Here is a 20,072-nt window from a genome sequence, read left to right on the forward strand (position 1 = left end):
CGATCGGTTCTTACCGTTGACGTATCCGCCAAGCTCGCCCAAGTCAGCGTACCGACTATTTACCTTCGCGCTACGCATGATTCAGTGGTTCCAGGGACAGCGTCCGCGCTTGTCTCTTCAATGAACCGAGATACACGAATCATTGAAATCGAAGCACCGCACTGTCTGCTTCAGGTTGCGCCTGAAGAGGCCGCCGGACACATCCCGGAGTTTTTGAAAACGCTGGAAGGTATTTGAGGCACTCGGTGTTAAAGGCGACCAAACCCATGCCTCTGCCCTGCCTGACAGCAAGCGCTGCACCGATGCCGAAACCTAGATGCGATGCGCCCAGCGCGATGGCTAGGCTCTGGTTATTTTCTGGTTTCCATCATCTTGTCGGCGAGAGCTTTGGCCCTTTCAATCAACAGGTTCTGCCTGTCTTCATGAGTAGCCCCTCCTACAACCGGTGCCGTCAGATTGCTTTCCGCAATCAACGCAGCACAGAAGTATTGATCCCAAACAGTTCTGTCCTCAGATACCTGCTTGTTCATTTGGTCGGCGATCATATGCGGCTCCTTTTGATGAGGTAGCACCGCTATCTTACGCCTGAATCGCAGACAACAAAAAATGGCCCACCTTTCGGTGAGCCCTTCTAGACCGCCCAGCAGAGCGGATTTTGTTTGGTAGGCGCGATTGGACTCGAACCAACGACCCCCACCATGTCAAGGTGGTGCTCTAACCAACTGAGCTACGTGCCTGCTGTGAGGCGGCATTCTACGGAATTCCGGAGGGGTGTCAACACCTTTTTTCGAGCTAACCCTATGAATATGCAAAATTTTTAATTTTGCCGCTGCAAAGAAGATTTTGCGGTGGCTGGCGGTCGATTTTTATCTCGGGTAGGATCGATGTACTCGTAAAATATATTAAACAGAGGCTGCAGGATGGCGAACACACCCTACCCGGAATCCTATTACGCCGCATCCGCCAATGCGGTTCCGCCGCGCCCGGCCCTGCAGGATGACGTAGAGACTGATGTCTGTGTGATCGGCGCCGGTTACACCGGCCTGTCCTCTGCCCTGTTTCTGCTGGAAAACGGTTTCCGGGTAACGGTGCTTGAAGCCGCGAAGGTAGGTTTTGGTGCATCGGGGCGTAATGGTGGCCAGATCGTTAACAGTTACAGCCGTGACATCGATGTGATCGAGCGCAACGTCGGGCCCAAGCAAGCGCAGCTGCTGGGTCAAATGGCGTTCGAGGGCGGGCGGATCATTCGTGAGCGGGTCGCCAAATATAATATCCAGTGCGACCTGAAGGACGGTGGTGTATTCGCCGCCATTACCGCCAAGCAAATGGGCCATCTGGAATCCCAGAAGCGTCTATGGGAGCGTTTCGGTCACACGCAGCTTGAACTGATGGATCAGCATCGCATCCGTGAAGTGGTCGCGTGCGATCAATACATCGGCGGCATGCTCGACATGAGCGGCGGGCACATTCATCCATTGAACCTGGCGCTGGGCGAAGCGGCGGCCGTCGAGTCGTTGGGCGGCACCCTATATGAGCAGTCGCCGGCGGTGCGCATCGAGCGCGGCGCGAATCCGGTGGTGCATACGCCTCAGGGCAAGGTCAGGGCCAAGTTCATCATCGTCGCGGGTAACGCGTATCTTGGTAATCTGGTGCCGGAACTGGCCGCCAAATCGATGCCCTGCGGAACTCAGGTGATTACCACTGAACCCTTGAGCGACGCATTGGCCAAGAGCCTGTTGCCGCAGGATTACTGCGTCGAGGACTGCAACTACCTGCTCGACTACTACCGTTTGACCGGCGACAAGCGCCTGGTCTTCGGCGGTGGCGTGGTATATGGCGCACGGGATCCGGCGAACATCGAGGCGATTATTCGGCCGAAGATGCTCAAAGCCTTCCCGCAGCTCAAGGACGTGAAGATCGATTACGCCTGGACCGGCAATTTCCTGCTGACCTTGTCGCGCCTTCCTCAAGTCGGACGCCTGGGCGATAACATCTACTATTCCCAGGGCTGCAGCGGCCATGGCGTGACCTATACGCACCTGGCGGGCAAGGTGCTGGCCGAAGCATTGCGGGGCCAGGCCGAGCGTTTCGACGCCTTTGCCGACCTGCCCCACTACCCGTTCCCGGGTGGACAACTGCTGCGTACACCGTTCGCTGCGTTGGGTGCCTGGTATTACGGACTGCGAGACAAATTCGGCTTCTGATCGACAGACGCAAAAAAGGGGCAACTGCACAGTTGCCCCTTTTCATTTCAGCTCGGGAAGTCAGCTCTTTCGCTGATTGAGCCTCTGCAAAAATTCGACCCTGCGCTGCTGGTCCATTTCCTCTTTGGCCAAGAGCTCGGGAAGCAGCTCGGCCGCACGCTGAGCATCGAGGATAAAGACACCGTCATCATCACCAATGGCCAAATCCCCCGGCGGCACCTGAACCCCGCCCACATCGATCGACTGATTGACCTCCCCACGGGCGCCAATACCGCGAGTCGTGTACGCACTGACGTCCCGACAAAAGATCGGCAAACCATGGCGACGCAATGCGCTGACATCCGTGACCGCACCCGACACCACCACCCCGGCCAACTCTTAGATCAACGCGGCTAGGGTGCGCAGTTCGCCCCAGCAACCACACTCCTCGTCGCCCACACATTCGATCACCAGAACGACGCCCGTCGAAAACGAATACTGCGCTGCCCCTCGTCGAGCAGTGTCGGTGGACGGCGGAAGTGGCGAGCCAGACTCATTGCGGCAATTCCCGACCAAACGGGATGCACATCGGCGTGCCAAAAAACGGGTCAGGAATAATCCGACAATTGAGATCGAACACGGTTTTGACCAGCGCCTGAGTCAAGACGTCCTCAGGCCGGCCCTTGGCAAAAGCCGTACGCTCATGCACCGCGACCATATGATCCGCATAGCGACAGGCCAGATTGAGATCGTGAAGCACCATGATGATGGTTTTGTTCTCGAGCCGGTTGAGGTCGCGCAGCAGGTCCAGCACTTCAATCTGGTGAGCCAGGTCGAGGAAGGTCGTCGGCTCATCCAGCAGCACGATGCCGGTGTCCTGGGCCAGGGTCATGGCGATCCACGCACGTTGACGCTGCCCACCGGACAAGGCATCCACTGGCCGATCCGCCAGCGCCTGCAGACTGGTCTGCGTCAGCGCACTTCGGCAACAGGCTGAGCAATGTTTCGCTGAAGGCGTCCTTGACCACGGTGGTCAGGTCCAGGGTGTGCATCGGCAGGCCTGAGGCGAGGAAGCTGTCGAGGCTGGCCATGACGGCCGGATGATTGTGCCCCAAGGCCAAAGTACCGCAAGTGTCTCGATCGTTCATTAACTGAGGGTGTGCATATGTCCTTCCTCTATACGAATCAGGTCATGGTCCAACGATGGCGCCCCGGTCCCTGGGGCGCATGACACGGGTGAATCAGAAGTCGACGGTCGCCGAAAGGAGGTAGGTGCGCGGCGTCGACAGCGTCAAGCCAGGTTCGCTGTCATCCGAGGCCCCGGCCGAGCTCCAGTAGCGCTTGTCCGCTACGTTCTCGATATTGGCACGCAGGGTGATGTTCTTTTCCTCGACCTTGAACGCATAGCGTGCGCCCACGTCGAAACGCTCCCAAGACTCGATTTCCTTGTTGTTGGACTGGTCCAGATACTGCGAGCTGGAATAAATGCCGCGGCTGGTCAGAGTCAGGCCCTGGACGGTCGGCACGTCCCACTCGGCGCCCAGGTTGACGTTGTACTTCGGCGTGGCCGGCGCCCGGTTGCCGTCGAAGGTGCCATTGGTGGTATTGGTCAACTCGCTGTCGATGTACATGACACCGCCGAGCAGGCGGAAACCATCGAGCGGTTCACCGAACACACTCAGCTCCACACCCGTGTTCTCACGCTTGCCGTTCGGCCCAAAGACGCGCGTCGTGGCGTTGGTCTCGTAGGCCGGCTGCTTGATCCGGAACACGGCGGCGGTGATGGCGAACGCACCGGCGTCATACTTCGCGCCGACCTCGACCTGCCGGCTGATGAACGGCGGGAAGATTTCGTCCTCGTTGACCGAGGTCGACGGTGCGATCTTGCCCTGGCTCAGGCCTTCCATGTAGTTGGCATACAGCGACAGCTTGTCGGTGGCCTTAAACAGGATGCCGCCCGACGGCGAAACCTTTTCCTCATCGTAGGCCGTGTCGCCTCTGACATTATCGGTCCAGTCGTCAACTTTCACGCGCTGCCAGCGGGCGCCGAGGGTCAACAGCAGCCGGTCATCGAAGAAACCCAGGGTGTCGGACAACGCCACGCCGCTGGAGCGGTTCTCGGTATAGACCTGCGAATCCTGTCGCGTGGGTCTGACAGGCGCTGGTGTTTCCACGGGGTCGTAGAGGTTACTGCGGGCTGCGGCATAACGGGCCCCGCCATTCTCGAAGTCCATGTAGAAATAGCTGGCGGCCAGGTTGACTTCATGGCTCACCGGGCCGGTATGAAACCAGTTGCGCACCCCTGCCGTGGCCGTCCGGACATTTTCGTCTCGAGTGAAGTCACGCGGCTGAACGCTGAAATTGCCAGCGTCGTTGGTGACCGCAACGGCATGCCGGAGGAAATCATGGTTACTTTTGCGCGCCCCTACGCCGCCGTACAGCATCACGGAATCGCTGACATCGAATTCGCCGCTCACCATGCCGAACGTGTCGTTGGTACTCGCCTTGCTCCAGGGCTGCGCATAGTTGTGGCGTACATCGCTGGCATGCGGAACCTGCGCGTTGGCGGCAACCTGTACGCGCTCCTGCGGGGCGTCGGTATCACGCTCAGTGCGCCCGATATCCGTCGAGAGCCGCAGGCGTTCACCGCGAAAATCCAGGCCCAGCACGGCCATCTCGCGGTCGACATTCTGGTGATCCCATTCGGTATCGCCGGACTGCTTTACGCCGTTGAAACGAAGACCGAACTTGTTGTCCTCACCGAAGCGCCGGCCGACATCCACGGCCCCACCGACCTGGCTGTCGGAAGCGTAACTGCCGGTGAACGAAGTGATGGGCTTGTCGGTCGCGCGCTTGGGCACCACGTTGATCCCGCCACCCACGCTGCCCCGCGGCGAGATGCCGTTGATGAGCTGGCTCGGGCCTTTGATGACGTCGACGCGGTCGGCCATCTCCATGTCGATCGTATAGGTCGGCAGGACGCCGTAGAGACCGTTGTAGGCGACATCACTGTTGAACAGGCTCAACCCGCGAATGGTGAACTGCTCATAGCGCCCACCCGCCGGGTTGGTGGCGCGAACCGAGGGATCGCTGGCGATCAGGTCGCCCAGGGTACGAGCCTGTTGGTTTTTGACCGCCTCGCTGGTGTAAGTGGTCATGCTGAACGGCGTTTCCATAAAGTCTCGCGAGCCCAGCAAGCCTTGCGAACCACGGCGCGACCTGGCCACCGGCATACACCTCGCCATCCGCCCCGCCCGTGGCACCGAGAATCGAGGTGGGTGCCAGTTGCAGGCTGCTGCCTTCTGGCGCAGGGGTCAGGATGTACGCCTGCTCACCCACCGGCTGCAGTTGCAGACCGGAACCCTGCAACAGCCGGGAAAAGCCCTCCTCGACCGCGAATTCGCCGGAAAGACCAGGGCTGGTGCGTCCACCCACCAGAGCCGGGTCCACTGACAGATTGACCCCGGCCAGTCCGGCAAAACGCGTCAGCGCGGCGCTGAGGCTTCCAGCCGGCACCTGATAACTGCGTCGTGGCGCATCTTCGGCCCAACCGGCAGTGATAAACAACGGACAGGCACTCAGACTCAGCAACAGGCTCAAGTGCAACAACGGGCGCAGCCTGGAAGAACCCAGACGCATACTGCAGGGCATCACTACGGGCATTGAGAATCTCTCTGATTTCGTTCACTTGCCTTTAATGACAAGCGACGCGAAAAAAGGGGACACGCCTCAAACACTATTTTTGCGCGGCAGCAACGTAACCCAGTAGCGGGTTCGCCTATGCACCTCCAGCGGCAAGCTTGCCGCCAGCAACGTCAGGATGCGATCGGTGTCTTCCAGGCGGAAACTGCCGGTGACACGTAATGATTCGAGTTCCGGTTCCCAGCGCAGCACGCCTGGACGATAGGTGCTGAGTTCGCGCAGAAAATCGCCCAAGGGCTGGTTCTGCGCCATCAACACGCCGTCGCGCCAGCCTGGGGCAAACACATCGAAAGGTTCGACGCGTCCAGCACCCATTGCCTGAAGGCTGACTTGCTGGCCGGCGCGCAATGAAAAGACCGGTCCGCGCAAGGGCTGCAACTGCACCGTGCCCTCAAGCACTGACACCTTGCAACCCGTCTGCCCCTGACGAACGCACACTTCGCTCTGACTGACGACCACTTGCCCGAAGTGGGTCTGGATCGTCAGCGGCGAGGTCCCGGGCACATTCAGCGCTATTTCGCCTTCCACGAGTTTCAGTCGCCGGTTCTTCTGGTCGATATCGACGGCACTCGCGGTGTTCAATTGCAGCGAGTTGCCATCGCCCAACTGGACTTTTTTGCCCTCCCCGGTCGCGGTTCGCAGGTCGGCGCTCCAGACATCCAGAGGTAACTGCCGACTGACCAGCCAGGCGGTCGGCACCAACGCCACCGCCCCGACGGCGCGCTTGAGCACCGTGCGCCGACTCGCATGCGGACGATCCAGACTGGCCATGGCCAGTGCCGACGGCAGGTCGGCAAATCGTTGGCGCAAGAGTTGAGCTTTCTGCCAGGCCTGTTCGTGACTGGAATGGCTGTCACGCCAGCTCTGCAGATTGGCACGATCACGCTCATTGGCGGCGCCTGACTCCATGAGTGCCAGCCATTGAGCGGCAGCCCGCACGACTTGTCGGGCTTGCGCCGAAGGTGCCGAACCGATCACAATTCCACCAGCAGGCAATGTTCGTAGGCTTGTGCCATGTAGCGTTTGATCGTGCGCTCCGAAACTTGCAGGCGCTCGGCAATTTCGTGATAACCCAGGCCTTCCAACTGGCTCCAGAGAAATGCCCGTCGCACCACTATCGGCAATCCATCGAGCAGTTCGTCCAGGGCGTGCAGGGTTTCCAAAAGCAACCATCGCTGCTCGGGAGACGGTACACAATCCTCCGGCAGCAGCGCCAGAGCATCGAGGTAAGCCTGCTCCAGGCTGCGACGCTTATAGAAGTTGGTCAGCAGCCGTTTGCCCACGGTTGCCAGATAGGCGCGGGGTTCTTGCAGGTCGGCAATGCGCTGGGAGCTGGCGAGTACCCGCACGAACGTATCCTGACTTAAGTCCGCCGCATCATGGCCATTGCTCATGCGTCGCCTCAACCAACTTTCAAGCCAGCCACGATGGTCGCGGTACAGGTCGTGGAAGGTTTGCCCCGCCGGCATCGACGCATCACTCATCTAAAAGGAACCCTGCGCGAAGAAATATTTTAAATGCGACTCATTCTAATTAGTGTTGAGACTTCAAACCAAGCCCTTTGTGCGGTTTGCCCCCAGGAAAATTTGAATACGCGAAAGAGAGACAGGTGTTTCTGCCACGCAGCCACCGGTTAATCAGGGCTGAGCGTTATTGAGGGAAATCGTCGAGATGAGTAAGAATTCGATGCACGGCCACACTGGTCGGCAGACACGAATACCCGTGGTTGCGGATCAAAGGACAAAAGCCAAATCGCAGACACAAAAAACCCCGGTCTTTCGACCAGGGTCTTTGCTATCGACTCGAAGGAGATACTGGCTTTACCAGCAGCTTTCTTCGTAGCTCCAAGGCGTTCAGTGGGCCTTGAGGCAGATATGGCGCAGCGGACGGGACTCGAACCCGCGACCCCCGGCGTGACAGGCCGGTATTCTAACCGACTGAACTACCGCTGCGTATCGCTTTGGACTTACGTCCAATTAACTCGTCTGACTGGAAAGCTTCGAGGCTTTTCAATCTCGAGCCAGGCTAACCTGACTCGGAAAATATGGCGCAGCGGACGGGACTCGAACCCGCGACCCCCGGCGTGACAGGCCGGTATTCTAACCGACTGAACTACCGCTGCGCGTCGGTGGAGGCTTTTAAAGCTTCCATCTTGCTTGCGCAAGACTCTCGGAAGTGGTGGGTGATGACGGGATCGAACCGCCGACATTCTGCTTGTAAGGCAGACGCTCTCCCAGCTGAGCTAATCACCCGTTTGCATCTCCGAGGCCGCGAAATTTACGCAGGTACCGAAGCTAAGTCAATACCCCGCTTGAAGTTTTTCTGAAAAAGACAAAATCATGTCTTTTCCCGCGACGCTGCCAATGGCCACCTGCAGCCTCAAGCCGCCGCTGTCGCGGCCCCTGTTCGCATTACTCGCTGTAAATCATCTTCTTGGTCATGCCGCCATCGACCACGAACTCCTGGCCTGTGACGAAACCGGCGTTCTTTGACAATAGCCAAGCGACCATCGCCGCCACGTCCTCGACCGTCCCTACCCTGCCCGCCGGATGCTGGGCATGGTCGGCATCAGTCAGTGGTTCGGCTCGACGCACGGACGGGTCTCGCGCATCGATCCAGCCCGGGCTGACCGCATTGACGCGGATTTCCGGCCCGAGGCTGATGGCCAAAGCGTGAGTCAGGGCCAACAGGCCGCCCTTGCTCGCTGCGTAAGCTTCGGTGTCGGGTTCCGATTGCCCGGCCCGGGTCGAGGCCAGGTTGACGATTGCCCCGCTGTGAGCGCGCAGGTACGGCGCACAGTGCTTGGCCAAGAGCATCGGCCCACTGAGATTGACTGCCAGCACCCGATTCCAGTACGCCAGATCAAGACTTTCAAGGGTGATGTTGTGTGGGTCGGCAACCGCCGCGTTGCACACCAGCGCATCAAGGCGCCCGAATTGCCCCAGCACCTCGGCGACACCCAACGCCACCTGCCCTTCGTTCGCGACGTCCATGGCGATGAACCAGGCGTTGTCGCCGAGCACTTTCGCCACTTTCGAACCGCGCACTCGATCAAGATCTGTCAGCACCACCTGCCAGCCTTCGCTGATCAGCCACGCCGCGATACCCAGCCCAATGCCCCGGGCAGCCCCCGTGACCAGCGCAACGCGGCCATTGGTGCCGGTAGTCGGTGTGGGCAACTCGATCACAAGGCAGCCAACCCGCGCGCCAGATCGGCTTGCAGGTCTGCCACGTCTTCCAGACCGACCGCGATGCGGATCAGACTGTCACGGATGCCCGCTGCTTCACGCTCTTGCGGCGCCAGACGGCCGTGGGAGGTAGTGCTCGGGTGTGTGATGGTGGTCTTGGTGTCACCGAGGTTGGCGGTGATGGAAATCAGACGAGTCGCATCGATAAAGCGCCAGGCGCCCTCTTTGCCGCCCTTGACTTCAAAACTCACGACCGCACCGAAGCCCTTCTGCTGACGCAGGGCCAACGCGTGCTGCGGATGGCTTTTGAGGCCGGCGTAATGGACTTTTTCGATGCCCTCCTGCTGCTCCAGCCACTCGGCCAGTTGCTGAGCGTTGGCGCAATGCGCCTTCATCCGCAGGTTCAGGGTTTCCAGGCCCTTGAGGAAGATCCAGGCATTGAACGGGCTCAGAGTCGGCCCGGCAGTCCGCAGGAAACCGACGACTTCTTTCATTTGCTCGCTGCGACCGGCCACAACACCGCCCATGCAACGGCCCTGGCCGTCGATAAATTTGGTCGCCGAGTGCACGACGATGTCCGCGCCCATCTTGAGCGGCTGCTGCAACGCAGGGGTGCAGAAGCAGTTGTCGACCACCAGCATCGTGCCCTTGGCGTGAGCGATTTGCGACAGTGCGGTGATGTCCACCAGCTCGGCCAGCGGATTGGACGGCGATTCGACGAACAGCAATTTAGTGTTGGCCTTGATCGCCGCATCCCAGCCGGACAAGTCCGCCAGGGGCACGTAGTCGACTTCGATCCCAAAGCGCTTGAAGTACTTCTCGAACAGGCTGATGGTCGAACCGAACACGCTGCGCGACACCAGTACGTGATCACCAGCGCTGCAGAGGCTCATCACCACCGCCATGATCGCGGCCATGCCAGTCGCCGTGGCCACGGCTTGCTCGGCGCTTTCCAGCGCGGCAATGCGCTCTTCGAACGCGCGCACGGTCGGGTTGGTGTAGCGCGAGTAAACGTTGCCCGGCACTTCACCGGCAAAGCGCGCCGCCGCGTCCGCGGCGGTACGGAATACGTAGCTGGAAGTGAAGAACATCGGATCACCGTGTTCGCCTTCTGGCGTGCGGTGCTGACCGGCGCGTACGGCCAGGGTATCGAACGCTACGCCTTCGAGGTCGCTGTCCAGCCGACCGGCATCCCAATCCTGACTCATGCTGTCACTCCTTGCCCTGCGCTTGATTTAGAGAGTTTTTAGTCGATACAAAACCGGCCCCTCAGGGCCGGTAGAAACTCAGTTGTTGTACAGATCGATGATCGCACTGACTGCCTGCGTCTTGACCTTGGAGGCATCGTTACGTGCCTGCTCGATCTTGTTCAGGTAAGCCTCGTCGACGTCGCCGGTCACGTACTGGCCGTCGAACACTGCGCAATCAAACTTCTCGATCTTGATCTTGCCGCCACCGACCGCTTCGATCAAGTCAGGCAGGTCCTGATAGATCAACCAGTCAGCGCCGATCAGGTCGGCCACGTCCTGGGTCGAACGGTTGTGGGCGATCAGCTCGTGTGCGCTCGGCATGTCGATGCCGTAGACGTTCGGGTAGCGAACGGCCGGGGCCGCGGAGCAGAAGTAGACGTTTTTGGCGCCGGCTTCGCGGGCCATCTGGATGATCTGCTTGCAGGTAGTGCCACGAACGATGGAGTCGTCCACCAGCATTACGTTCTTGCCGCGGAATTCCAGCTCGATGGCGTTGAGCTTTTGGCGTACGGATTTTTTCCGTGCCGCCTGGCCCGGCATGATGAAGGTCCGGCCGATGTAGCGGTTCTTCACAAAGCCTTCGCGGAATTTGACGCCCAGGTGGTTCGCCAGCTCCAGGGCCGCGGTACGGCTGGTGTCCGGAATCGGGATAACCACGTCGATGTCGTGTTCTGGACGCTCGCGCAGGATCTTCTCGGCGAGTTTCTCACCCATGCGCAGGCGGGCCTTGTAGACCGACACGCCATCGATGATCGAGTCCGGACGCGCCAGGTAGACGTGTTCGAAGATGCACGGGGTCAGGGACGGGTTAGTCGCGCACTGACGAGTGTGCAGCTTGCCGTCTTCAGTGATGTAGACCGCTTCGCCCGGCGCGATGTCTCGAATCAGGGTGAAACCGAGCACGTCCAGGGAGACGCTTTCGGAGGCGATCATGTACTCGACGCCTTCGTCGGTGTGACGCTGGCCGAAGACGATTGGGCGGATGCCGTGCGGGTCGCGGAAACCGACGATGCCGTAACCGGTCACCATCGCCACGACCGCGTAACCACCGACGCAACGGTTGTGCACGTCAGTGACGGCTGCGAACACGTCTTCTTCAGTTGGCTGCAACTTGCCGCGCTGGGCCAGTTCGTGTGCGAACACGTTGAGCAGCACTTCCGAATCAGAGTTGGTGTTGACGTGGCGCAGGTCAGATTCGTAAATCTCCTTCGCCAGCTGTTCAACGTTGGTCAGGTTGCCATTGTGCGCCAGGGTGATGCCGTAAGGCGAGTTGACGTAAAACGGTTGGGCTTCGGCCGAAGTCGAGCTGCCCGCGGTCGGATAACGCACATGGCCAATCCCCATGTGGCCGACCAGGCGCTGCATGTGACGCTGATGGAACACGTCACGCACCAGGCCATTGTCCTTGCGCAGGAATAACCGGCCATCATGGCTGGTCACGATACCGGCAGCGTCCTGGCCGCGGTGCTGGAGGACGGTTAGCGCGTCATACAGCGCCTGATTGACGTTCGACTTACCGACGATACCGACGATGCCACACATGCGACGCAACCCCTACTTAATGGATCTGAACTGAACACAACTCACTGAGGCGTTTTGGCCGTCGGCAAGAGGTGTTCCTTGAACGGAATTTCAGCGGGCACGCTGATTCCGCTGGCGAGCCACTGACTGCTCCACCCGAGGATCAGGTTTTTGGACCAGTCTGCGACCAATAAAAATTTTGGCACGAGTTGTGACTCTTTCCACCACCCGTCCTGCTGTACCGGCCCCAGGCTCAACAGCCCGACCGCCACGACCACCAGCAACACGCCACGCGCGGCGCCGAAGGCCATGCCGAGGAATCGATCGGTCCCGGACAGCCCGGTGACGCGAACCAATTCGCCGATAAGATAATTGATCATTGCGCCTACGATTAACGTGGCGACAAACATGATGGCACAGCCCGTGATCACACGAGCCGACGGCGTTTGGATGTATCCGGCAAGGTACTCGGACAATGAACCACCGAACATCCAGGCGACGACTCCTGCGATGATCCAGGTCACCAGCGATAGTGCTTCTTTGACGAAGCCGCGGCTCAGACTGATCAATGCGGAGATGGCGACGATTGCAACGATCGCCCAATCAACCCAGGTAAATGGCACAGTGCAGCCTACAGACGGATAAGGCGGCGTATTTTAGCAGAGCCCATGCTTATCGGTAAGCTGCGATTGTCAGTGCACTTCAAATCGGGCGATAGTTTTAACCACGCTCAGGCTGGAAACGCACCACAAAACCCTTGAGGTTCTGCTGGCGGCTCAACAAGTCACGCAAGCGATCGGCTTCTGCGCGCTCGATCAGCGGTCCGACAAACACTCGATTCTTGCCGTCGGCAGTGCGGATGTAGGCGTTGTAGCCTTGGCTGCGCAGGGATTTCTGCAGATTTTCTGCACTTGCGCGGCTAGTCAGACTGGCCAGTTGCACCGACCAGCTGACCGACAGGCCATTGGCATCGACCCGGCTTTGAGTCGTGTCCGGCTTGCCCGGTGCGGCCGTGATCGGCTGGCTTGGCGCTGTCGCAGGCTTGGTGACCGGCACAGGAGCCGGAGCGACCGGTTTGGCGGCAGGCACAGGTGCAACCGGGACACTTGGGGCAATTGGTGTCGACGACGCTTCTTGCTGAGCAATTTCATCATCACTCGGCACAGGTTCCTGAGGCAGCGCTTGCGGCTCAGGCACCACCACAGGCTCGACCTGCACTTGCGGCATCGAAGGCGCTTGCGGCGCAGCCGGGGCTTCAACCGTCACTTGACGCTGTTCATCCTGACGGGAAAACAGCATCGGCAGGAAAATCACCGCCAGCGCCACCAGAACCAGGGCGCCAACCATGCGCTGTTTGTATGCCTTATCCAGCAATGCCATTTGCCGCTTCCTCCGTGGAGCGCCGGGCCAGCCATTCGAGGGCCTCGGCAACACAATAAAATGATCCGAACAACAGAATCTCGTCGTCGCTCGTCGCCAGCGCGCACTGCCCTTCCAGGGCGGCGGCCACGCTATCATAGGACGTTACCGAGGCGCCAAGGTTCTGCAACGCCGCGTGCAAATCGGCAACCGGGCGTGCTCGCGGTGAATCCAGCGGCGCGACGGCCCAATGCTGGACACTAGCATTCAATTCACCGACAACACCATCCAGATCCTTGTCCACCAGCAATCCGAACACCGCCAGACGCTTGCCAACCGGTGGTCGGCTGGCCAAGCGACGAGCCAGATACTCTGCCGCATGGGGGTTATGCCCCACGTCCAGCAACAGATTCAGGCGCTTGCCCTGCCAATCGAACTGACGGCGATCAAGGCGACCGACCACGCGCGTCGCTTTCAGGGCGTCAATAAGCTGTGCATCCACCCAAGGCAAGCCGAGCAACAGGTAAGCCTGCAATGCCAGCGCGGCGTTTTCCATCGGCAGATCGAGCAACGGCAGATCATGCAGCTCGACCACTCGCCCTTGAGCGTCAAGACCGCGCCATTGCCAGTTGTGATCGGTGATGCCGAGGTCGAAATCGCGTCCACGCAGGAAAAACGGGCAATTGAGCTCGCGCGCTTTATCCAGCAGAGGTTGTGGAGGATTCAGATCGCCACACAGCGCAGGCGCGCCCTGGCGGAAGATGCCGGCTTTTTCGTAAGCCACGGACTCACGGGTATCGCCCAGATAGTCCGCATGATCGACGCCGATGCTGGTGACCAGCGCCATGTCGGCATCCACCACGTTGACGGTATCCAGACGCCCGCCCAGCCCGACTTCCAGCACCACGGCATCTAGCCCTGCCTGTTGGAACAGCCAGAACGCCGCCAGGGTGCCCATTTCGAAGTACGTCAGGGAAGTGTCGCCACGCCCCGCCTCGACTGCAGCAAAAGCTTCGCACAGCTCGGCGTCGGTGGCTTCGACGCCATTGACCTGCACCCGCTCGTTGTAACGCAGCAGGTGCGGAGAATTGTAGACACCCACTTTCAGGCCCCGCGCCCGCAGCAACGAAGCCACGAATGCGCAGGTGGAACCTTTGCCGTTGGTGCCGGTGACCGTAATCACCCGAGGCGCCGGCTTGCCCAGCCCCATGCGGGACGCTACCTGTTGCGAGCGCTCAAGGCCCATGTCGATGGCCGAAGGGTGCAACTGCTCAAGGTAGGCGAGCCACTCGCCAAGGGTACGCTGGGTCATAGGTTGGCAGGTACCGGTGGAACAACGATGGGTTCGATTGGCGCGGCAACGAATTTCGGTGTCGGCAGGCCCATCATTTGTGCCAGCAGATTGCCCAGACGCGGACGCAGTTCCTGACGGTGGATGATCATGTCGATCGCACCGTGTTCCAGCAGGAACTCGCTGCGCTGGAAGCCTTCCGGCAGTTTTTCACGCACGGTTTGCTCGATCACGCGCGGACCGGCGAAGCCGATCAGGGCCTTTGGCTCAGCGACAATCACGTCGCCGAGCATCGCCAGACTGGCGGAAACACCACCGTAGACCGGGTCGGTCAGCACGGAGATGAACGGAATGCCTTCTTCACGCAGACGGGCCAGCACCGCAGAGGTCTTGGCCATTTGCATCAGGGAGATCAGGGCTTCCTGCATCCGCGCACCACCGGAAGCGGCGAAGCAGATCATCGGGCATTTGTTTTCCAGCGCGTAGTTGGCAGCGCGAACAAAACGCTCACCCACAATGGCGCCCATCGAACCGCCCATGAAGGAGAATTCAAACGCCGAAACCACCACCGGCATGCCCAGCAGAGTGCCGCTCATGGAGATCAGTGCGTCTTTTTCGCCGGTCGCCTTTTGCGCAGCGGTCAGGCGATCCTTGTACTTCTTGCCGTCGCGGAACTTCAGACGGTCAACCGGCTCCAGGTCCGCGCCCAGTTCGGCACGGCCTTCAGCGTCGAGGAAGATATCAATACGAGCGCGAGCGCCGATACGCATGTGGTGATTGCACTTAGGGCAAACGTCCAGGGTCTTTTCCAACTCCGGACGATACAGCACAGCCTCGCAAGACGGGCATTTGTGCCACAGACCTTCAGGCACCGAGCTCTTCTTGACCTCGGAACGCATGATCGAAGGGATCAGTTTGTCTACTAACCAGTTGCTCATGCTTTCTTTCTCCAGTACCGGCGGCCCGAACACTTTGGTTCGCAGCCCCGCGTATGCCCTTGAGCTAAATTCATGTGTGTGGCGATGATCGGTGGGTTGCCACGGTCAGCGAAAAACGTGACCTGCGTACAACGCATAAATCCTCAGCCATGCCTGCTTTGTGCAGCGCAGTGCATTTTGGGACGGCGGCAGTCTGCCAGCCGTCACATCAACTACGTGCTACTACGTACAGCCTTGATGAATGCCTGAATCTTTGCGTGATCCTTGATGCCCTTGCTCGCCTCTACCCCACCGCTGACATCCACGGCATAAGGCCGGACCCGGGCAATCGCCTCGGCGACGTTATCCGCGGTCAGTCCGCCAGCGAGGATGAGCGGTTTGCTCAAGCCTTGCGGTATCAATGACCAGTCGAACGCTTCGCCGGTTCCGCCGGGTACGCCTTCAACGTAGGCGTCGAGCAGGATACCGCTGGCGTTCGGAAACGCATCGCATGCCGCCGCGATATCGTCGCCGGCCTTGACCCGCAGTGCCTTGATGTACGGGCGGTGCCAGCCTTCACAGTCGGCTGCGGTTTCGTCGCCATGGAACTGCAACAGATCCAGCGGCACGGCGTCGAGGATTTCGCCCAACTCGCAGCGGCTGGCGTTGACGAACAACCCCACGGTGGTCACGAATGGCGGCAGCGCCTTGATGATCAAGCGCGCCTGCTGGAACGTCACGGCCCGCGGGCTTTTGGCATAGAACACAAATCCGATGGCATCGGCCCCGGCCTCAACCGCTGCCAACGCATCTTCTATGCGGGTAATCCCGCAAATCTTGCTGCGAACGGACGACATGTCGATAGAACCCCAAGGCAAATCCGTGAAAGTCCCGGATGGTAACAAAAGCGTTCGAGGGCGTCAGCCGTCAAGTTCAGAGAAGCCGGTGAGGAAGTGCGGCCCGATGTAACGCTCGGGCAATTGGAACTCGTCGCGGTACTCGACCTGCACCAGGTACAGGCCGAATGGATGCGCCGTCACGCCACCGGAACGGCGAATACGGCTCTCCAGCACCTCTTTCATCCACTCCACCGGGCGCTCGCCAGCACCGATGGTCATCAGCACGCCCGCAATGTTGCGCACCATGTGGTGCAGGAAGGCACTGGCACGGATATCCAGCACGATCATCTTGCCGTGGCGTGTGACGCGCAGGTGATGCAGTTCCTTGATCGGTGACTTGGCCTGGCACTGGCCAGCGCGGAAGGCGCTGAAGTCGTGGGTACCGACCAGATACTGGGCCGCTTCGGCCATGCGTTCGACGTCCAGCGGGCGGTGGTTCCAGGTGATTTCATCGTTCAGGTGCGCCGGACGAATCTGATCGTTGTAGATCACGTAGCGATAGCGCCGGGCGATGGCCTTGAACCGAGCATGAAAATGCGCTGGCATGACTTTGGCCCAGCTGACACTGACGTCATGGGGCAAGTTGATGTTGGCGCCCATGACCCAAGCTTTCATCGAACGCTCGACCTGAGTATCGAAATGCACGACCTGGCCGCACGCATGCACGCCGGCATCCGTACGCCCGGCGCAGAGCAGCGACACGGGCGAATCGGCGACTTTGGACAAGGCCTTTTCGAGCGTCTCCTGCACGGTGAGCACGCCGCAGGCCTGGCGTTGCCAGCCGCGATAGCGCGAACCTTTGTATTCAACGCCCAACGCGATCCGGAATAAGCCGTCGGCCGCCATTTCGGCGGCCGGATTATCTATATTTGCCAAGGAGTGACAGCCTGCAGATGTACGCAAAGGCGGGCATTATAAGGCCGCCGGACCAGGACGCCAGAGGCGCGTGTTGTTTGTGGCCTGCCGGGCACCCAGGACAGAAACAAAAACGGCAGCCTCAATGGGCTGCCGTTTTGTTTACGCCTTACCAATCAATCAAGCCAGATGCGAAAGCATTTCCTTGGCTTCGCTCTTCTGGCCGTCGTCACCTTCGGTCACCACCTCATTGAGGATGTCCCGGGCACCATCGGCGTCGCCCATGTCGATGTAGGCCTGGGCCAGATCGAGCTTGGTAGCGACTTCGTCAGTGCCGGAAAGGAAGTCGAATTCCGGCTCGTCAGCTGCGGAGGCCATAGCGTCTTCCGCCGTGAAAGTCGGCTCGCCAATGCTCTGCGACAGACGATCCAGCTCGGCGTTGACGTCATCCAGCTCGGCTGCGAAAGCATCCGGAGCGTCAGGGGCGTCCATTTCGTCCGCCAGCGACAGGTCGAAATCGGCTGGAAGCTCCAGATCGTCCAGCGCAACCTCGGGAACAGCCGGCGCTTCAGCGGCAGGTAAATCCAAGTCCTTGACGCCGTCATCCAGGCTCAGCAGGAAGTCGTCTTCGGCCAGGGTCGCCGGCGAGGCATTGCCACCGAGATCCATATCCAGGTCAAAGTCCGACAGGTCGTCGAGGTTTTCCTTGATGTCGGTCTGCTGCTGCAACACCGACTCGAAGCTCAGGTCGTCATCCAACGGGAACTCGTCCAGCTCCGCCGCAGACTCTGGCTCAGCTTCTGCTTCTGCTTCTGGTGCAACCACTGCCGGCGAGGCAGTTTCCAGATCATCCAGGCTCAAATCGAAGGCACTGTCGAAGTCATCGGGCACTGGCGACGCCGACGCTTCAGGCTCGTCCAGCAGCAGATCCTTGACGTACTCCGCGTCCAGTTCGGCAGCGATCGCAGCTGCTGCGATGCCACCGGCAGCCGCAATGACCATGGCCGGGAAGCGGCTCTTGAGTTTTTCGACTTGAGCAAAGTTGTCACCGTTGGCCACCAGTTGGCGTTCCTGGGCAACGAATGCATCGCGGTCGCCTTGCTGACCGTAGACTTCCATCAGCTTGAGGCGCAGGTCACTGCGTTGCGGCTCTTGCTTGATCCCGTCTTCCAGCAAGGCAGCCGCCTGATTCAGACGACCGGCAGTGATGTGCGACTGCGCCTTGCTCAGCACGTCGTCATCGTGCTCGGCAGCAGGTGATACCAGTGGCGCGGCGATCGGCGGGGTGACCACAACCGGAGCAATCACCGGCGCCGGTGCGGGTGCCGGGGTTGGTGCAGGCGTTGGCACGGTAGCAAGCTTCACGCTCGGCGGCGGCACTTCCAGGTCTTCGAAGATGCTTTTCGGCAGGTCGAGGTCAGCGGAGAACTCCTGCTCCTCGGCCAAGTCACGGGCCATGCGCAAATGCTTCTCGGCTTCTTGCTGGGCTTTGCGGCGACGCGCCAGCAACAGCAGCAACAGCAGCAGAACCACCGCACCGCCGCCCACCAGGCCGAGCAGCACCGGATTGGTCAGCAGCTCGTTGAATTTTTGATCGTCGGACGTTACAGGCGTCGGCTCGATTGGCTTCTCGACCGGAGCCGGCGTGGCCTCAGGCGCAGCAGCAGCTTCAGGTGCCACCGGAGCCGCGTCCGCAGGGTTGACCGCCAATTCGGCTGACATCGCCGGAGCGTTCGCGGCAACCGGTGCGCCCGCGGCACCTTCAGCCTGCAACTTGGCCAGTTGATTGTTCTTCAACTCGATAAGGCGTTGCAGCTTGTCCATCTGACTTTGCAGATCGGTCATTCGGCTTTTCAGTTCGGTGTTGTCACGACGTGTCGTGTCGAGGCTTTCCTGGGTCACGGCCAGCTTGTTGCTCAGGTTCTTCGCATCACCTGCGGCGCCTTTGCCACCGGCCTTGCCGGACTCGGCAGAGACCAGGCTCAGGCTGTCTTTCGCCGTTTGCGACGAAGTGCCTTCACCGCGAGCGCGCTTGGTGGCATCGAGCTGCTGCTGTCCGGCCCCGGGCTTCGCCACGTAGCGACGACCCTGACGCCAAGCGGTGTTCTGCGCGGAGACTTCAGCAATGGCCTTCGGTTGCGGCAGGCTGGTGCTCTGTGCCTGATCCGGCAAACGCAGCACCTGACCGGTTTTCAACCGGTTGATGTTGCCGTCGATAAAGGCATCCGGGTTCAACGCCTGGATGGCCAGCATGGTTTGTTGGACCGAACCGCCGTTGCGCGCCTTCGCTGCGATTTCCCACAGGGTATCGCGCGGCGTGGTGGTGTATTGGGTCGGCGTGGTCGCGGCGGTTACTGGCGCAGTGACGGTTTGAGTCGGTGCCGGTTGCGCAGCCGCATCAGCGGTTTGCGGCGAGAATTTGGACGGATCAAGCAGCACGCTGTAATCACGCAGCAGACGACCGTTGGGCCACATCACTTGAACCAGGAATTTCACCATGGGTTCCGAGAGTGGCTTGCTGGATGTCACACGCAGGATGCTTTTTCCGCTGGCGTTGAGCACCGGGGTAAAGGTCAGGTCATTGAGAAACGCCTGGCGGTCGACACCGGCCTTGGCGAAATCTTCGGGCGAAGCCAGGCTCGGCACCACTTCGGCAGCGGTGAGGTCCTTGACGTCGAGCAACTCAATTTCCGCCACCAGGGGCTGATTCAGCGTCGACTTCAGGGTCAATTCCCCGAGCCCGAGGGCATGCGCCATACCGGAGGACAGCGCCGAGGCGGCCGCTATTGCTAACACCAGTTTGCGAACTTGAACCATAGCCTAATCCTTTGTCTGAACATTCCTCGGCCAGCGAGAAGGTGTTAATAGCCGCTGCCGTAAGGCATTGCGCGCGGCGGCGAAGAGTCG

14 protein-coding genes, 4 tRNA genes and 4 pseudogenes are annotated in these 20,072 nt (G+C 60.2%); 1 reads left to right on the forward strand and 21 read right to left on the reverse strand.

The window, feature by feature from the left end:
- Positions 1-350: 350 nt before the first annotated feature.
- Together ACYZTU_RS18900 and ACYZTU_RS18905 are read right to left on the reverse strand one after the other, a co-directional pair.
- Positions 351-545, reverse strand: a complete 195-nt coding sequence (locus ACYZTU_RS18900) for a hypothetical protein (protein WP_461964695.1) — start codon at positions 543-545, stop codon at positions 351-353.
- 115 nt (positions 546-660) lie between these two features.
- Positions 661-737, reverse strand: a tRNA-Val gene (locus ACYZTU_RS18905).
- Positions 738-920: 183 nt separating this feature from the next.
- On the opposite strand from ACYZTU_RS18905, the gene ACYZTU_RS18910 reads away from it, so the two are divergent.
- Complete coding sequence (locus ACYZTU_RS18910; RefSeq protein ID WP_461964696.1) at positions 921-2,204, forward strand: NAD(P)/FAD-dependent oxidoreductase; 1,284 nt, start codon at positions 921-923, stop codon at positions 2,202-2,204.
- 60 nt (positions 2,205-2,264) lie between these two features.
- On the opposite strand, the pseudogene ACYZTU_RS18915 reads toward ACYZTU_RS18910, so the two are convergent.
- The 19 genes and pseudogenes from ACYZTU_RS18915 to ACYZTU_RS19005 all read right to left on the reverse strand — a co-directional run.
- Positions 2,265-2,666 (reverse strand): annotated as a pseudogene (locus ACYZTU_RS18915) (RraA family protein); the annotation flags it as partial.
- A gap of 70 nt (positions 2,667-2,736) precedes the next feature.
- Positions 2,737-3,162 (reverse strand): annotated as a pseudogene (locus ACYZTU_RS18920) (ABC transporter ATP-binding protein); the annotation flags it as partial.
- Between the two features lie 4 nt (positions 3,163-3,166).
- Positions 3,167-3,310, reverse strand: a pseudogene (locus ACYZTU_RS18925) (diaminobutyrate--2-oxoglutarate transaminase); the annotation flags it as partial.
- A gap of 114 nt (positions 3,311-3,424) precedes the next feature.
- Positions 3,425-5,846: pseudogene (locus ACYZTU_RS18930) on the reverse strand (TonB-dependent siderophore receptor).
- 66 nt (positions 5,847-5,912) lie between these two features.
- Positions 5,913-6,863, reverse strand: coding sequence for a FecR domain-containing protein (locus ACYZTU_RS18935; protein WP_461964697.1), 951 nt, complete (start codon positions 6,861-6,863; stop codon positions 5,913-5,915).
- Entirely contained in the window at positions 6,860-7,369 is a 510-nt protein-coding gene (locus ACYZTU_RS18940; protein WP_461964698.1) for a sigma-70 family RNA polymerase sigma factor, read from the reverse strand. Before ACYZTU_RS18940 ends, ACYZTU_RS18935 begins: the two co-directional genes overlap by 4 nt.
- A gap of 391 nt (positions 7,370-7,760) precedes the next feature.
- A tRNA-Asp gene (locus tag ACYZTU_RS18945) sits at positions 7,761-7,837 on the reverse strand.
- Positions 7,838-7,930: 93 nt separating this feature from the next.
- Positions 7,931-8,007 (reverse strand) — tRNA-Asp (locus ACYZTU_RS18950).
- Positions 8,008-8,061: 54 nt separating this feature from the next.
- Positions 8,062-8,137, reverse strand: a tRNA-Val gene (locus tag ACYZTU_RS18955).
- 159 nt (positions 8,138-8,296) lie between these two features.
- The gene (locus ACYZTU_RS18960; RefSeq protein WP_461964699.1) at positions 8,297-9,073 is read right to left on the reverse strand and encodes an SDR family oxidoreductase; all 777 of its coding nucleotides are present in this window, start codon (positions 9,071-9,073) and stop codon (positions 8,297-8,299) included.
- Complete coding sequence (locus ACYZTU_RS18965) at positions 9,070-10,281, reverse strand: O-succinylhomoserine sulfhydrylase (RefSeq protein ID WP_461964700.1); 1,212 nt, start codon at positions 10,279-10,281, stop codon at positions 9,070-9,072. Before ACYZTU_RS18965 ends, ACYZTU_RS18960 begins: the two co-directional genes overlap by 4 nt.
- A gap of 78 nt (positions 10,282-10,359) precedes the next feature.
- Complete coding sequence (purF, locus tag ACYZTU_RS18970; protein ID WP_461964701.1) at positions 10,360-11,865, reverse strand: amidophosphoribosyltransferase; 1,506 nt, start codon at positions 11,863-11,865, stop codon at positions 10,360-10,362.
- Between the two features lie 41 nt (positions 11,866-11,906).
- Positions 11,907-12,467 (reverse strand): CvpA family protein, encoded by a 561-nt coding sequence (locus tag ACYZTU_RS18975; RefSeq protein WP_461964702.1) that lies wholly within the window; start codon positions 12,465-12,467, stop codon positions 11,907-11,909.
- A gap of 97 nt (positions 12,468-12,564) precedes the next feature.
- Entirely contained in the window at positions 12,565-13,224 is a 660-nt protein-coding gene (locus tag ACYZTU_RS18980) for an SPOR domain-containing protein (protein WP_461964703.1), read from the reverse strand.
- On the reverse strand, positions 13,208-14,515 hold the full coding sequence (folC, locus tag ACYZTU_RS18985) for a bifunctional tetrahydrofolate synthase/dihydrofolate synthase (protein ID WP_461964704.1): 1,308 nt from the start codon (positions 14,513-14,515) through the stop codon (positions 13,208-13,210). Before folC ends, ACYZTU_RS18980 begins: the two co-directional genes overlap by 17 nt.
- A complete protein-coding gene (gene accD / locus ACYZTU_RS18990; RefSeq protein WP_461964705.1) occupies positions 14,512-15,432 on the reverse strand; it encodes an acetyl-CoA carboxylase, carboxyltransferase subunit beta in 921 nt (306 codons plus the stop codon). Before accD ends, folC begins: the two co-directional genes overlap by 4 nt.
- Before the next feature lie 212 nt (positions 15,433-15,644).
- Complete coding sequence (locus tag ACYZTU_RS18995; RefSeq protein ID WP_461964706.1) at positions 15,645-16,268, reverse strand: phosphoribosylanthranilate isomerase; 624 nt, start codon at positions 16,266-16,268, stop codon at positions 15,645-15,647.
- Positions 16,269-16,331: 63 nt separating this feature from the next.
- A complete protein-coding gene (gene truA / locus ACYZTU_RS19000; RefSeq protein ID WP_461971102.1) occupies positions 16,332-17,156 on the reverse strand; it encodes a tRNA pseudouridine(38-40) synthase TruA in 825 nt (274 codons plus the stop codon).
- A 189-nt stretch (positions 17,157-17,345) separates the two neighbouring features.
- Positions 17,346-19,982, reverse strand: a complete 2,637-nt coding sequence (locus ACYZTU_RS19005) for a FimV/HubP family polar landmark protein (RefSeq protein WP_461964707.1) — start codon at positions 19,980-19,982, stop codon at positions 17,346-17,348.
- Between the last annotated feature and the right edge of the window lie 90 nt (positions 19,983-20,072).

Source organism: Pseudomonas sp. HLT2-19-2, assembly GCF_054898005.1.